The organism is Pseudescherichia vulneris (assembly GCF_902164725.1).
Classification (GTDB): Bacteria; Pseudomonadota; Gammaproteobacteria; order Enterobacterales; family Enterobacteriaceae; genus Pseudescherichia; species Pseudescherichia vulneris.
The window spans coordinates 2,752,921-2,767,597 of sequence record NZ_LR607338.1; the positions used below are offsets into that span (position 1 = coordinate 2,752,921).

A 14,677-nucleotide genomic window follows, 5' to 3' on the forward strand; every position below is an offset into this window, starting at 1 on the left:
ACAGCGCCACTTTCCTCTAAGATGTTGGACTGTTTTCACTACCAGATGAATTAAAGCCCATGGAAAATCATGAAATCCAGACCGTGCTGATGAACGCACTCTCCCTGCAGGAAGCCCACGTTAGCGGCGATGGCAGTCACTTTCAGGTTATTGCGGTGGGTGAAATTTTTGCCGACATGAGTCGCGTGAAGAAGCAGCAGGCCGTCTATGCGCCGCTGATGGAGTACATTGCGGACAACCGCATCCATGCCCTGTCGATCAAAGCCTATACGCCCGCTGAGTGGGCACGCGATCGCAAACTTAACGGTTTTTGAGCTGGCGGTCAGTGACCGACAGTACGTATGAATTCTTAACAGAGAAGAGATGAATGGATAAGTTTCGTGTACAGGGGCCGACCCGGCTTCAGGGCGAAGTGACAATTTCAGGAGCGAAAAACGCTGCGCTGCCCATTCTTTTTGCCGCCCTGCTGGCAGAAGAGCCCGTGGAAATTCGTAACGTTCCGAAGCTGAAAGATATCGATACCACCATGAAGCTGCTGAGCCAGCTTGGTATGAAGGTCGAGCGCAACGGTTCCGTCTGGATGGACGGCAGCGCGGTCAATATCTATCGCGCTCCTTACGAGCTGGTGAAGACCATGCGCGCCTCAATCTGGGCCCTGGGGCCACTGGTGGCGCGTTTTGGTAAGGGCGAAGTCTCTCTGCCGGGCGGCTGCGCAATCGGCGCGCGTCCAGTCGACCTGCACATTAGCGGCCTTGAGCAGCTGGGTGCGGAGATCAAGCTGGAAGAGGGCTACGTTAAAGCCTCTGTGAACGGTCGCCTGAAAGGGGCGCATATCGTGATGGATAAGGTCAGCGTTGGCGCGACCGTGACCATCATGTCGGCGGCGACGCTGGCCGAAGGCACAACGATTATCGAAAACGCTGCCCGCGAGCCGGAGATTGTCGATACGGCAAACTTCCTCAACACCCTGGGCGCGAAGATCACCGGCATGGGCACGGACAGCATCACCATTGAGGGCGTTGAGCGCCTGGGCGGCGGTGTCTATAGCGTGCTGCCTGACCGTATCGAAACCGGGACCTTCCTGGTCGCTGCGGCCATCTCCGGCGGTAAAATCGTCTGCCGTAAAGCCCAGCCGGATACCCTGGACGCGGTACTGGCCAAGCTGCGCGAAGCGGGCGCGGATATTGAGCTCGGCGAGGACTGGATCAGCCTGGATATGCACGGCAAGCGTCCGAAGGCGGTTAACGTGCGCACCTCACCGCACCCGGCGTTCCCGACCGATATGCAGGCGCAGTTTACGCTGCTGAACCTGGTGGCGGAAGGAACCGGCGTGGTGACGGAAACCATCTTCGAAAACCGCTTTATGCACATTCCGGAACTGATCCGTATGGGCGCGCACGCGGAGATTGAGAGCAACACCGCTATCTGTCACGGCGTGGCGAAACTCTCCGGTGCCCAGGTCATGGCAACCGATCTGCGTGCTTCTGCAAGCCTGGTGCTGGCGGGCTGTATCGCGGAAGGGACCACCATCGTTGAACGTATTTATCATATCGATCGTGGGTATGAAACCATTGAGAACAAGCTGCGAGCGCTGGGCGCGAACATCGAACGCGTGAAAGGCGAGTAAGGCTTAATGGAAGGCAGCCCCCTTACCGGAAGGAGAAGGGGGTTGGCTTGCCGGGTTAGCGATTTTTATGCTTTGGAATGTCTCCGTCTATCTTTGCGGATCAGCTTAGAGCGATCGATAAACTCATGCGTAATCGGATCGTGATAGCGCGACGGCCAGATGACCCACGGATCCGTCCCAATCGCTCTGGCGATGATCATCTCCCCCTTCGGCCATGGGCGCGTCAGCACGTTAGCCAGCGTCGATGAACTCAGACCACTTCTACGCGACTCTGCCGCCATGGAAGTCCCTCTCTTGCGTAACGCAGCAATGATATCGGCTGGGTGCCAGTCAATCAGTTTCTGTTCCATTTTTCCTCCCTGTAATTGCGATAAGCACTGCGCTAAAACGGTGCGCGGATCTATCATATCGCCAAGGGAGTTTATGCTCTAATAAGTTCTTATAAAAAGGGCGTGATTTAGGAATTTGCCAGGGTAATCCCATGGTGTTACTGGATTTTAAAGGGTGTTGTTATTGGAGCTTTTTGGAGTTTTCCCGCGCCGTGACGCGGGAGTGTAGGGATTAGCGATCGCGCTGAACGGCGATATGCGCCAGGCCAATCAGCGCCTCACGCCAGGGGGAATCCGGCAGTACCTGAAGCGCAGCAATGGCTTTGTCTGCCTCCTCTTCCGCCCGCTGCCGCGTCCACTCCAGCGAACCACAGGCGGCCATCGCCTCCAGGACCGGGGTTAACAGGTGGCGGCCGTTGCCTTGCTCAATGGCTTCACGGATCATCTGCGCCTGCTCTGGCGTACCGTGACGCATGGCATGCAGCAGCGGCAGGGTAGGTTTGCCTTCGTTGAGATCGTCGCCCACGTTTTTACCCAGCGTCTCGCCATCGGCGCTGTAGTCCAGCAGGTCGTCGATAAGCTGGAAGGCGGTCCCCAGATAGCGGCCGTAATCCTGTAGCCCCTTCTCCTGTGCTTCACTACAGCCTGCCAGAATGCCTGAGCACTGGGCAGCCGCCTCGAACAGACGAGCCGTTTTGCTGTAGATGACCCGCATGTAGTTCTCTTCGGTGATATTCGGGTCGTTCACGTTCATCAGCTGAAGCACTTCACCTTCCGCGATCACGTTTACCGCTTCCGACATCACCGCCAGCACCTTGAGCGAGCCGAGGCTGGTCATCATCTGGAAGGAGCGGGTATAGATAAAATCTCCAACCAGCACGCTGGCAGCATTGCCAAACGCGGCGTTAGCGGTGGCTTTGCCCCGACGCATATCGGATTCATCCACCACGTCGTCATGCAGCAGCGTCGCGGTATGAATAAATTCAATTAGCGCCGCGATAGTAACGTGGTCATTTCCCTCATAGCCGACGGCGCGTGCGGCCAGCACGGCGATCATCGGACGGATACGTTTGCCGCCGCCGCTGACAATGTAATACCCCAACTGATTGATCAGCTGTACGTCCGAGTCGAGCTGTTGCAGTATTGTCGCATTGACACCCGCCATATCTTGCGCGGTTAACTCATTGATTTTTTCTAAATTCATCGCAAAAGCCGGGCTTAAAGTCCTGTTTATCACCTGTCAAAATGGGATAACAAAGGGTTACGGGTTAGCTATAGTATCGTTGATTGTACTGAAAAAACGCGCCAGATAAACGTTACCATACACGTTGTGTTTTTTTTCTTCGTCTATTGACGATCGCTCTTGTCAAAGCCTCACGTTTTGCGTAATATTCGCGCCCTATTGTGAATATTTATAGCGCACTCTGAATCACTCGAAAGATGTGCGCGGAAGCGGAGTTTTTTATGTACGCGGTTTTCCAAAGTGGTGGTAAACAACACCGAGTAAGCGAAGGTCAGACCATTCGCCTGGAAAAGCTGGACATCGCAACTGGCGAAACTATTGAGTTCGCTGAAGTTCTGATGGTCGCAAACGGTGAAGAAGTCAAAATCGGCGTTCCTTTCGTTGATGGCGGCGTTATCAAAGCTGAAGTTGTTGCTCACGGTCGTGGCGAGAAAGTTAAAATCGTTAAGTTTCGTCGTCGTAAACACTATCGTAAGCAGCAAGGCCATCGTCAGTGGTTCACTGATGTTAAAATCACTGGCATCAGCGCTTAAGACTAGGGGAGCAGATTTAAATGGCACACAAAAAGGCTGGCGGCTCAACTCGTAACGGTCGCGATTCAGAAGCTAAACGTCTGGGCGTAAAACGCTTTGGCGGAGAAGCAGTACTGGCAGGTAGCATCATCGTTCGTCAACGTGGTACTAAGTTCCACGCTGGCTCTAACGTTGGTTGCGGCCGTGACCACACTCTGTTCGCTTTGACTGACGGTAAAGTTAAGTTCGAAGTTAAAGGCCCGAAAAACCGTAAGTTCATCAGCATCGTTGCTGAATAAGTTTTTCGCGTCCCGGTAACGGATGAAAGCCCCGCAACACGTTGCGGGGCTTTTTACATTCGACGTCCGGAAAATCTCTTGTAGGGAATACGGGCAATGAAGCAGCAGGCAGGCATTGGGATCCTTTTGGCGCTAACGACAGCCATGTGCTGGGGCGCATTGCCCATTGCCATGAAGCAGGTGCTGGAGGTGATGGAACCGCCCACAATCGTGTTCTATCGCTTTTTAATGGCCGCAATAGGCCTTGGTTCGATTCTGGCCATCAAGGGCAAACTGCCGCCGATGCACATATTCCGCCAACGCCGCTGGCTGGTGTTGCTGGCTATTGCCACCGGGGGCCTGTTCGGGAATTTCATTCTCTTCAGCTCTTCTCTACAATATTTGACCCCGACGGCCTCACAGGTGATTGGACAGCTTTCACCGGTGGGCATGATGGTGGCTAGCGTATTTATCCTGAAGGAGAAAATGCGCGGCACCCAGGTCATTGGGGCAGTAATGCTGCTTTGCGGGCTGGTAATGTTTTTCAACACCAGCCTGATAGAGATCTTCACCCGACTCACTGATTACACCTGGGGTGTGATTTTCGGCGTTAGCGCCGCCGCGGTCTGGGTGAGCTATGGGGTCGCGCAAAAGGTATTATTACGCCGGTTGGCCTCGCAGCAGATCCTCTTTTTGCTGTACACTTTATGCACAGTAGCGTTGCTGCCGCTGGCAGAGCCTGCCACGATAGCGCAGCTTAGCCACTGGCAGCTGGCCTGTCTGATCTTCTGCGGCCTTAATACGCTGGTAGGCTATGGCGCGCTCGCCGAGGCGATGGCGCGCTGGCAGGCGGCGCAGGTAAGCGCGTTAATTACGCTGACCCCGCTGTTTACGTTGTTGTTTTCAGATTTATTATCACAGGCCTGGCCCGATGTTTTCGCCAGACCGATGTTAAACCTTTTAGGTTATCTCGGTGCGTTTGTCGTGGTTGCGGGCGCTATGTATTCCGCCATAGGCCACCGCCTCTGGGGACGCTGGCGCAAGCGTGAAGTGATTGTCACTTTACCCCGCTCAGGCGAATGAGTAACGGAGAGTAAAATGAAGTTTGTTGATGAAGCTACGATTCTGGTCGTGGCAGGTGACGGCGGTAACGGCTGCGTAAGCTTTCGTCGTGAAAAATATATTCCTCGTGGCGGCCCTGACGGCGGCGACGGGGGCGACGGTGGCGATGTCTGGCTGGAAGCGGACGAGAACCTCAACACCCTGATCGATTACCGCTTTGAGAAGTCCTTCCGCGCCGAGCGTGGACAGAACGGCCAGAGCCGTGACTGTACCGGCAAGCGCGGTAAAGATGTCACCGTTAAGGTGCCGGTAGGGACGCGCATCATTGACCAGGGTACGGGCGAGACCATGGGCGATATGACCAAACACGGTCAGCGTCTGATGGTCGCTAAAGGCGGCTGGCACGGTCTGGGCAATACGCGCTTTAAATCCTCCGTTAACCGTACGCCGCGGCAGAAAACCATGGGTACGCCGGGCGATAAACGCGATCTGCAGCTGGAGCTGATGCTGCTGGCCGACGTCGGGATGCTGGGCATGCCTAACGCCGGTAAATCGACGTTCATCCGCGCCGTCTCTGCAGCGAAGCCGAAGGTGGCGGACTATCCGTTTACCACTCTGGTGCCAAGCCTCGGCGTGGTGCGTATGGATACCGAAAAGAGCTTTGTGGTTGCCGACATTCCAGGCCTAATTGAAGGCGCGGCAGAGGGCGCAGGGCTGGGTATTCGCTTCCTGAAACACCTTGAGCGCTGCCGCGTACTGCTGCACCTGATCGACATCGATCCGATCGACGGTTCCGATCCGGTTGAAAACGCGCGCATCATCATCGGCGAGCTGGAGAAGTACAGCGAGAAACTGGCCTCTAAGCCACGCTGGCTGGTCTTCAACAAGATCGACCTGATGGACAAAGCGGAAGCCGAAGAGAAGGCCGCAGCGATTGCGAAAGCGCTGGGCTGGGAAGATAAGCACTATCTTATCTCTGCCGCCAGCCAGCAGGGCGTAAAAGACCTCTGCTGGGACGTCATGACCTTCATCATCGAGAACCCATTGGTTCAGGCTGAAGAAGCGAAGCAGCCTGAAAAAGTCGAATTCATGTGGGATGACTACCACCGTCAGCAGCTTGAAGAAGCTGAAGTCGAAGAAGACGATGAAGATGACGACTGGGATGAAGAAGACGACGAAGGGATCGAATTCATCTACAAGCGTTAATCCAGTAGAAATGAAAAACCCCGGCCATGAGCCGGGGTTTTTGTTTGTGCACGTCGCCGAATTAATTATTCTGGTAAACGTCTTTGTACAACCGGCTCTCGAAGCGCACCAGCGGGATACGGCGGTTACGCTGATCGGCAGGCTCTACTGCATAGCCAGAGAGATACTGCACAAACGCCATGCGCTGGCCGCTGGCGGTAGTGATAAAGCCCGCCAGGTTATACACCCCCTGTAGAGAGCCTGTCTTCGCCGACACCTTGCCGTCCACGCCTGCCGCATGCAGACCGGCGCGGTACTGTAGCGAGCCGTCATAGCCCGCCAGCGGCAGCATCGAGATGAAGTTCAGCTCGGTATCATGCTGGGCGATATATTGCAGCACCTGCATCATGGTGGCGGGAGAGATCAGGTTATGGCGCGACAGGCCGGAGCCATCCACCACAATGCTGTTACCCAGCTCGACGCCCGCCTGCTGGCGCAAGATCTGCCGCACGGCATCTGCCCCCGCACGCCACGTGCCCGGCACGCCAAAGCGCGCATGGCCGATGGTGCGAAACACGGTGTCGGCGATCATGTTGTCTGACTTTTTCAGCATAATCTTCAAGAGATCGTGCAGCGGCGCGGACTGTTTGCTGGCAATCACCGTTCCGGGCTCGTTAACCAGCGTCTGGCGCAGCAGCGTCCCGCTATAGGTAATGCCAGCCTGTTTAAGCTCATCCTTCAGCACCGCCCCGGCGTAACTCGCCCCGTCCTGTATCGCAAAGGCCAGCGGCAGCGGATCGGCGCGCTGGGTCAGGCAGCCGGTCAGCGTAAAGCGGTTAAGATCGCCCGGGACAACGTCCAGCTCGCAGTACTGGGCATCAGGAGAGCCTTTCGCCAGCGTGCGCACCTGGCTGAACATGGTGACAGGGTAGTAGGAGGCGATGCGGATAAACGCCAGATCGTTAGCTTTCTGGGCGCTGTAGAGCGACACCGAGAAGCAGTTACGATCGATAATCGCGGCGGCGGGCGGCGCACTGAAGCACTGGGTCATGTCATTCCACGGCCAGCCGGGGGCTTTGTCATGGCTGGCAAACACCGAGGTGTCGATCAGCACATTGCCCTCAATCTGCTGGACGCCGGATTTCTTCAGCACCGCCACCATATTACGGATATCCTGACGCTTTAGCGTCGGATCGCCGCCAAATCGCGCCACTAAATCCCCTTTTAGCACCCCGTTCGCAACGCTGCCTTTACTCTCAAGCGTGGTGGTAAAACGGAAATCTGGCCCTAGCTGCAGCAGGGCGGCCAGCGCGGTGATCACCTTTTGGGTACTGGCGGGCAGGGCCATCTGCTGACTGTGGTAATCAATATCGGGAGCCTGAGCGCCGACCTTCTGCACCATCAGGGCGAGGTTTGCGCCAGCAGGAAGCTGGTTAATGTACTCATCAACGTTCGCGGCCTGCACATTCAACGCTATACTGGTGGTCAATCCGATGACATATCTGGAAAATCGCATAATCTCGCGCTAGAAACCTGGAAACAGGCCGTCATACTACGGTGCATCGCACCGGAAAGTAAACGATGACCCATAAGGAACTTCCGGGTAAAATGCGTATCAAATTGAAAAATTGCTGCTGACCTGGAGCTTTGTCTCCGGGTCGGTTTTCTTTTTGCTTTTGGCCCCCTCTTTTGCGCGGTATGCAGGGGCAAAGCTACCGGGGCGGGGCCACCGCTCCCTACAGGAATGTTTAAGAGGTATAACAATGCAAGCTATTCCGATGACCTTACGTGGTGCTGAAAAATTACGCGAAGAGCTGGATTTTCTGAAATCCGTGCGTCGTCCTGAAATCATCGCTGCGATTGCCGATGCCCGCGAGCACGGCGACCTGAAAGAGAACGCCGAGTACCATGCCGCCCGCGAGCAGCAGGGGTTTTGTGAAGGTCGCATCAAAGACATTGAGGCTAAGCTCTCCAATGCACAGGTGATCGACATCACAAAAATGCCCAACAATGGCCGCGTGATTTTTGGCTCAACCGTTACCGTGCTGAATCTCGATAATGATGAAGAGCAGACCTATCGCATCGTGGGTGATGATGAGGCCGATTTTAAGCAGAATCTGATCTCCGTAAACTCGCCGATTGCGCGCGGGCTGGTGGGGAAAGAGCAGGACGATGTGGTCGTTATCCGCACCCCGGGTGGCGAAGTGGAGTATGAGATCCTCAAGGTAGAATATCTTTAATTACGCGCCGACCTGTAATATGTTGACGTAATGTAAAGATAAGAAAAAGGCCGCATAGCGGCCTTTTAACAACGTCAAGAGCGTGGCATTTTGCTTGTCAGCTTGCGGAAAACCCCTCGTTTTACACAGATTTTGTGTTCTATCCAGGATATTCTTAGCGTGGCAGCGAAATTTTACGCTCCTTCGATGGGCGGTACAGCACCAGCGTTTTACCGATGACCTGTACGTTAGAGGCGCCGGTTTCACGAACAATCGCTTCTACGATCAGCGTCTTAGTTTCGCGGTCTTCGGTAGCGATCTTGACCTTGATAAGCTCATGGTGCTCTAGCGCTTGTTCAATCTCGGCCAGTACCCCTTCGGTCAAACCATTGTTGCCAAGCATAACTACCGGCTTGAGCGGATGTGCCAGACCTTTAAGGTGCTGTTTTTGTTTAGTACTCAGATTCATCGTATATTTTTGCTTACGTTGGGATTGAAAACGGTTCATTCTACCGCCATCTCCAGTGTATCGCCAAATCGGCTGTGCTGATAGTTGATAGCCTGCTACTCACGATGAACAACGTTGGAAATAGAGATGACAGGTAAAAAGCGTTCTGCCAGCTCAAGCCGCTGGCTTCAGGAACACTTTAGCGATAAATATGTGCAGCAGGCGCAGAAAAAAGGGTTACGTTCCCGCGCCTGGTTTAAACTTGATGAAATACAGCAAAGTGACAAGCTTTTTAAGCCAGGCATGACGGTTGTCGACCTGGGAGCTGCGCCGGGTGGCTGGTCACAGTATGTGGTCACGCAGATCGGCGGCAAAGGGCGGATCATCGCATGCGATCTTCTTCCTATGGATCCCATCGTTGGTGTCGACTTCCTTCAAGGCGATTTTCGTGATGAATTAGTGGTCAAGGCGCTGTTGGAACGCGTCGGCGACGAAAAAGTTCAGGTGGTCATGTCCGACATGGCCCCCAACATGAGCGGAACACCGGCAGTGGATATCCCCCGCGCCATGTATCTGGTGGAGCTGGCGCTGCAGATGTGCCGCGACGTTCTCGCACCGGGCGGAAATTTTGTTGTGAAGGTGTTTCAGGGCGAAGGTTTTGATGAGTATCTAAGAGAAATTCGCTCTCTGTTTACGAAGGTAAAAGTGCGTAAACCTGACTCTTCGCGTGCGCGTTCACGTGAAGTGTACATTGTAGCGACCGGGCGAAAATGATAAACCGTTGATATCAAACCCAGGTTTGAAGGAGACGGGATACAGAGTATCCTGACGCTGTTTTTAACACAGTTGTAATATGAGGTTAATCCCTTGAGTGACATGGCGAAAAACCTAATACTCTGGCTGGTCATTGCCGTTGTGCTGATGTCAGTATTCCAGAGCTTTGGGCCCAGCGAGTCGAACGGGCGTAAGGTGGATTACTCTACCTTCCTGCAAGAGGTCAATCAGGACCAGGTTCGCGAAGCGCGTATCAACGGACGTGAGATCAACGTTACCAAGAAAGATAGTAACCGTTACACGACTTACATCCCGGTTAACGATCCGAAACTGCTTGATAACCTGCTGACGAAAAACGTCAAAGTAGTTGGCGAGCCGCCGGAAGAGCCAAGCCTGCTGGCTTCAATCTTCATTTCGTGGTTCCCGATGCTGCTGTTAATCGGCGTCTGGATATTCTTTATGCGCCAGATGCAGGGCGGCGGTGGCAAAGGTGCCATGTCGTTCGGCAAGAGCAAGGCGCGTATGCTGACCGAAGATCAGATCAAAACCACCTTTGCTGACGTCGCAGGCTGCGACGAAGCCAAAGAAGAGGTGGGTGAGCTGGTTGAATACCTGCGTGAACCGAGCCGCTTCCAGAAGCTGGGTGGTAAGATCCCGAAAGGCGTCTTAATGGTCGGCCCGCCGGGTACCGGTAAGACCCTGCTGGCAAAAGCGATTGCCGGTGAAGCGAAGGTTCCCTTCTTTACCATTTCCGGTTCTGACTTCGTGGAAATGTTCGTGGGTGTTGGTGCATCTCGTGTGCGTGACATGTTCGAGCAGGCCAAGAAAGCCGCGCCGTGCATCATCTTTATCGATGAGATCGACGCCGTGGGCCGCCAGCGTGGCGCAGGCCTGGGCGGTGGTCATGATGAACGTGAGCAGACCCTGAACCAGATGCTGGTTGAGATGGACGGCTTTGAAGGCAACGAAGGCATTATCGTGATCGCCGCGACCAACCGTCCGGACGTGCTTGACCCAGCGCTGCTGCGTCCAGGCCGTTTCGACCGTCAGGTCGTGGTCGGTCTGCCAGACGTGCGTGGCCGTGAGCAGATCCTGAAGGTGCATATGCGTCGCGTACCGCTGGCGCCGGATATCGATGCGGCAATCATTGCCCGTGGTACCCCAGGCTTCTCCGGTGCGGATCTCGCTAACCTGGTCAACGAAGCGGCACTGTTTGCTGCCCGTGGCAACAAACGCGTTGTCTCCATGGTTGAGTTTGAGAAAGCGAAAGACAAGATCATGATGGGTGCGGAACGTCGCTCCATGGTGATGACTGAAGCGCAGAAAGAGTCTACCGCGTATCACGAAGCGGGCCACGCGATCATCGGTCGCCTGGTGCCGGAACACGATCCGGTACATAAGGTGACGATTATTCCGCGCGGTCGTGCGCTGGGTGTGACCTTCTTCCTGCCTGAAGGCGATGCGATTAGCGCCAGCCGTCAGAAACTGGAAAGTCAGATCTCCACGCTGTACGGCGGTCGTCTGGCGGAAGAGATCATCTATGGCGTTGAACATGTTTCTACCGGTGCGTCCAACGACATTAAAGTGGCGACTAACCTGGCACGTAACATGGTCACCCAGTGGGGCTTCTCCGACAAACTCGGTCCGCTGCTGTACGCAGAGGAAGAGGGTGAGGTGTTCCTGGGCCGTAGCGTAGCGAAAGCGAAACACATGTCCGATGAAACGGCACGTATTATCGACCAGGAAGTGAAATTACTGATTGAGCGTAACTACAACCGTGCTCGTCAGATCCTGAACGATAACATGGACATCCTGCATTCAATGAAAGATGCGCTCATGAAATATGAGACCATTGATGCGCCGCAGATTGATGACCTGATGGCTCGTCGCGATGTGCGTCCGCCAGCGGGCTGGGAAGATCCAGGCTCAAACAGCTCTGACAGCAATGGCACGCCGCGTGCGCCGCGTCCAGTTGATGAACCGCGTACACCAAATCCAGGCAACACGATGTAAGTCTGGTTTGGCGCTGAGCGGTTTGGCGACAAATACGCTCATGCGGCATCTGCGTTAGCACTATTTAAAACCCCGGGGCGTGCTCCGGGGTTTTTTCTTATCTATCACCCACACAGTACAAGGGATGCTCTATGAAACTCTTCGCTCAGGGAACCACGCTCGATCTCTCTCATCCGCACGTGATGGGGATCCTCAACGTCACCCCCGACTCCTTCTCTGACGGCGGTGCGCACAACACGCTAATCGACGCGGTTAAACATGCCAATCTGATGATCAACGCCGGGGCCACCATCATTGATGTCGGCGGCGAGTCAACCCGGCCGGGCGCGGCTGAGGTGAGCGTCGATGAAGAGCTCTCCCGCGTGGTACCGGTGGTCGAGGCGCTGGCGCAGCGTTTTGAGGTATGGATCTCGGTGGATACCTCTAAGCCAGAGGTCATTCGGGAGATTGCCCGCGTGGGTGCACATCTTATTAACGACATTCGCTCCCTGAGCGAGCCGGGTGCGCTGGAGGCGGCGGCGGAAACCGGCCTGCCGGTCTGCCTGATGCATATGCAGGGCGATCCAAAGACCATGCAGGATGCGCCAAAATATGCCGATGTCTTTGCCGAAGTCGACCGCTATTTCCATGAGCAGATTGCAAGGTGTGAGAAAGCAGGCATTACAAAGGATAAATTGGTACTCGACCCCGGCTTCGGTTTCGGTAAGAATCTCTCCCATAACTACGCGCTTCTTGCTCGCCTGGCAGAGTTTCACCATTTTGGTCTGCCGCTGCTGGTCGGCATGTCCCGTAAATCGATGATTGGCCAACTGCTGAACGTTGGCCCATCAGAGCGCCTGAGCGGCAGCCTGGCGTGTGCAACGATAGCGGCCATGCAGGGAGCGCACATAATTCGCGTACATGACGTGAAAGAGACAACAGAAGCCATGCGGGTGGTCGAGGCCACGCTATCAGCGAAGGAAAACAAACGCTATGAGTAGTCGCAAATATTTTGGTACAGACGGTATTCGTGGGCGCGTCGGCGATGCGCCTATCACACCTGACTTCGTTCTTAAGCTGGGCTGGGCAGCAGGTAAAGTTCTGGCGCGTCATGGCTCGCGCAAAATCATTATCGGTAAGGATACGCGTATCTCTGGCTATATGCTGGAGTCCGCGCTGGAGGCAGGCCTGGCGGCAGCCGGTATCTCTGCCTCCTTCACCGGGCCGATGCCAACCCCGGCGGTGGCCTACCTGACCCGTGCATTCCGGGCTGAAGCAGGAATTGTTATCTCGGCCTCCCATAACCCTTTCTACGACAACGGCATTAAATTCTTCTCAACCGACGGGACCAAGCTGCCGGATGAGGTAGAAGAGGCCATTGAAGCCGAGCTGGAAAAAGAGATCAGCTGTGTTGACTCCGCGCTACTGGGTAAGGCCAGCCGCATCGTGGACGCCGCGGGACGCTACATCGAGTTCTGTAAAGGCACCTTCCCGAACGAGCTGAGCCTGAAAGCGCTGAAAATTGTGGTCGACTGTGCCCATGGCGCGACCTACCACATCGCTCCTAGTGTCTTCCGCGAACTGGGTGCTGACGTAATTACTCTCGGCTGCGAACCTAACGGCGTCAATATTAACGAAGAGGTGGGCGCGACCGACGTACGCGCGCTGCAGGCGCGCGTGCTGGCGGAAAAGGCCGATCTCGGTATCGCCTTTGACGGCGACGGCGACCGCGTCATCATGGTTGACCATGAAGGCAACAAAGTGGACGGGGATCAGATCCTCTACATCATTGCGCGCGAAGGCCTGCGTCAGGGGCAGCTGCGCGGTGGTGCGGTTGGCACGCTGATGAGCAATATGGGTCTGGAGCTGGCGCTAAAGCAGCTGGGCATTCCTTTCGCTCGCGCTAAGGTCGGCGACCGCTACGTGCTGGAGAAGCTGCAAGAGAAGGGCTGGCGCATCGGCGCAGAGAACTCTGGGCACATCATCCTGCTGGATAAAACCACCACCGGTGACGGTATCGTTGCAGGCCTGCAGGTCGTTGCTGCTATGGTGCGTAACAACATGACCCTGCACGATCTCTGCAGCGGCATGAAGCTGTTCCCGCAGATCCTCGTTAACGTGCGCTTTACCGCAGGTACAGGCGATCCGCTGGAACACGAAACCGTGAAATCCGTGACGGCAGAGGTTGAAGCGGCGTTGGGCAGCCGCGGGCGTGTGCTGCTGCGTAAATCCGGCACCGAGCCGCTGATTCGCGTCATGGTAGAGGGCGAGCACGAAGCACAGGTCACCGAGTTCGCTCACCGCATAGCTGACGCGGTTAAACAAGCTTAATTTTATAATTACGCCACTCCAATTTCGGAGTGGCGTTTAGGTAATAATGCTCTTCTTACTTCCTTACATACTCTTTAAAATTGCATGATTCAAATACAACCTAATGCAATTAGCTGCATTAATTCATTTAATTAATGTTAGTAAGGGAAGGTTATGGAACGGACCGCGTTTAATTTTAAAGCCCATAACGTAGAAAGCGTGTTAAAAAAACAGCGAGGCGTCACGCTGCTTGAAATTATCATTGTGCTGGGTATCATCGGCGTTATTGCCGCAGGCGTCGTGGTATTAGCACAGCGGGCATTTACCGCCCAGGATATTTCGGATATTCAGAACAACACCAACAGTATTCGTACCTCCATGACCGAGGCATTTAAGGATGAGGGCGAATATCCACCCGCGACCTCAACGGCCGTCACGCTGACAAAAGCAGAGATCGCAACGTCAGACGACCTTGCGCCCATCGTCACGCTCAATAAGCTGGGTAAGGTTTCTCCCTCTGAATCCTTTAACGGTATTTCAGGCGATACTTTCCAGATTGGTCAGGCGCTGGTGGACTCTGAAAGCACCGTGCACAAAGGGTTTGTACTTCTGGTAAGCGGCCTTGACCAACAGACGTGTCGAAACCTGCTTTCGCAAATGGGTAACCAGTGGGATTATGTTGGCATTATCTCTGCCCC

16 protein-coding genes are annotated in these 14,677 nt (G+C 54.9%); 12 read left to right on the plus strand and 4 right to left on the minus strand.

All coding sequences use genetic code 11. The annotated features are described in order from the left end of the window. Positions 1–59: 59 nt before the first annotated feature. Together ibaG and murA are read left to right on the plus strand one after the other, a co-directional pair. Positions 60–314 (plus strand): BolA family iron metabolism protein IbaG, encoded by a 255-nt coding sequence (gene ibaG, locus FN633_RS11465; protein ID WP_042390090.1) that lies wholly within the window; start codon positions 60–62, stop codon positions 312–314. Positions 315–367: 53 nt separating this feature from the next. Further along, positions 368–1,627: a UDP-N-acetylglucosamine 1-carboxyvinyltransferase gene (murA, locus tag FN633_RS11470; RefSeq protein ID WP_154057795.1), complete on the plus strand. Its 1,260-nt coding sequence runs from the start codon at positions 368–370 to the stop codon at positions 1,625–1,627. 65 nt (positions 1,628–1,692) lie between these two features. On the opposite strand, the gene sfsB is transcribed toward murA, so the two are convergent. Both sfsB and ispB read right to left on the minus strand, forming a co-directional pair. After that, a complete protein-coding gene (gene sfsB, locus FN633_RS11475) occupies positions 1,693–1,977 on the minus strand; it encodes a DNA-binding transcriptional regulator SfsB (RefSeq protein ID WP_154057796.1) in 285 nt (94 codons plus the stop codon). Positions 1,978–2,188: 211 nt separating this feature from the next. Next, on the minus strand, positions 2,189–3,160 hold the full coding sequence (gene ispB, locus FN633_RS11480) for an octaprenyl diphosphate synthase (RefSeq protein WP_154057797.1): 972 nt from the start codon (positions 3,158–3,160) through the stop codon (positions 2,189–2,191). A gap of 260 nt (positions 3,161–3,420) precedes the next feature. On the opposite strand from ispB, the gene rplU reads away from it, so the two are divergent. From rplU to cgtA, 4 genes are all read left to right on the plus strand, one after another. Continuing rightward, positions 3,421–3,732, plus strand: a complete 312-nt coding sequence (gene rplU, locus FN633_RS11485; protein ID WP_042390095.1) for a 50S ribosomal protein L21 — start codon at positions 3,421–3,423, stop codon at positions 3,730–3,732. 20 nt (positions 3,733–3,752) lie between these two features. Then, entirely contained in the window at positions 3,753–4,010 is a 258-nt protein-coding gene (gene rpmA, locus FN633_RS11490) for a 50S ribosomal protein L27 (protein ID WP_017457338.1), read from the plus strand. Between the two features lie 96 nt (positions 4,011–4,106). Further along, on the plus strand, positions 4,107–5,072 hold the full coding sequence (locus FN633_RS11495) for a DMT family transporter (protein WP_154057798.1): 966 nt from the start codon (positions 4,107–4,109) through the stop codon (positions 5,070–5,072). Positions 5,073–5,087: 15 nt separating this feature from the next. Continuing rightward, positions 5,088–6,257: an Obg family GTPase CgtA gene (gene cgtA, locus FN633_RS11500; RefSeq protein WP_154057799.1), complete on the plus strand. Its 1,170-nt coding sequence runs from the start codon at positions 5,088–5,090 to the stop codon at positions 6,255–6,257. 61 nt (positions 6,258–6,318) lie between these two features. Here the strand turns inward: cgtA and dacB are convergent, their stop codons facing one another. Further along, entirely contained in the window at positions 6,319–7,752 is a 1,434-nt protein-coding gene (gene dacB / locus FN633_RS11505; RefSeq protein WP_042390098.1) for a serine-type D-Ala-D-Ala carboxypeptidase, read from the minus strand. A 247-nt stretch (positions 7,753–7,999) separates the two neighbouring features. Between dacB and greA the strand changes: the two genes are divergently transcribed. After that, positions 8,000–8,476, plus strand: a complete 477-nt coding sequence (greA, locus tag FN633_RS11510; protein ID WP_042390099.1) for a transcription elongation factor GreA — start codon at positions 8,000–8,002, stop codon at positions 8,474–8,476. A gap of 154 nt (positions 8,477–8,630) precedes the next feature. Here the strand turns inward: greA and yhbY are convergent, their stop codons facing one another. Continuing rightward, on the minus strand, positions 8,631–8,924 hold the full coding sequence (gene yhbY / locus FN633_RS11520) for a ribosome assembly RNA-binding protein YhbY (protein WP_042390674.1): 294 nt from the start codon (positions 8,922–8,924) through the stop codon (positions 8,631–8,633). Positions 8,925–9,050: 126 nt separating this feature from the next. Between yhbY and rlmE the strand changes: the two genes are divergently transcribed. The 5 genes from rlmE to FN633_RS11545 all read left to right on the plus strand — a co-directional run. Further along, positions 9,051–9,677: a 23S rRNA (uridine(2552)-2'-O)-methyltransferase RlmE gene (gene rlmE, locus FN633_RS11525; protein ID WP_042390101.1), complete on the plus strand. Its 627-nt coding sequence runs from the start codon at positions 9,051–9,053 to the stop codon at positions 9,675–9,677. Positions 9,678–9,779: 102 nt separating this feature from the next. Beyond that, positions 9,780–11,690, plus strand: coding sequence for an ATP-dependent zinc metalloprotease FtsH (ftsH, locus tag FN633_RS11530; protein WP_042390103.1), 1,911 nt, complete (start codon positions 9,780–9,782; stop codon positions 11,688–11,690). 131 nt (positions 11,691–11,821) lie between these two features. Continuing rightward, complete coding sequence (folP, locus tag FN633_RS11535) at positions 11,822–12,670, plus strand: dihydropteroate synthase (RefSeq protein WP_042390106.1); 849 nt, start codon at positions 11,822–11,824, stop codon at positions 12,668–12,670. Continuing rightward, the gene (gene glmM, locus FN633_RS11540; protein ID WP_154057800.1) at positions 12,663–14,000 is read left to right on the plus strand and encodes a phosphoglucosamine mutase; all 1,338 of its coding nucleotides are present in this window, start codon (positions 12,663–12,665) and stop codon (positions 13,998–14,000) included. Before folP ends, glmM begins: the two co-directional genes overlap by 8 nt. A gap of 153 nt (positions 14,001–14,153) precedes the next feature. Further along, positions 14,154–14,677, plus strand: a 524-nt coding sequence (locus FN633_RS11545; protein ID WP_154058919.1) for a prepilin-type N-terminal cleavage/methylation domain-containing protein, incomplete at its 3' end; no start/stop codon positions are given.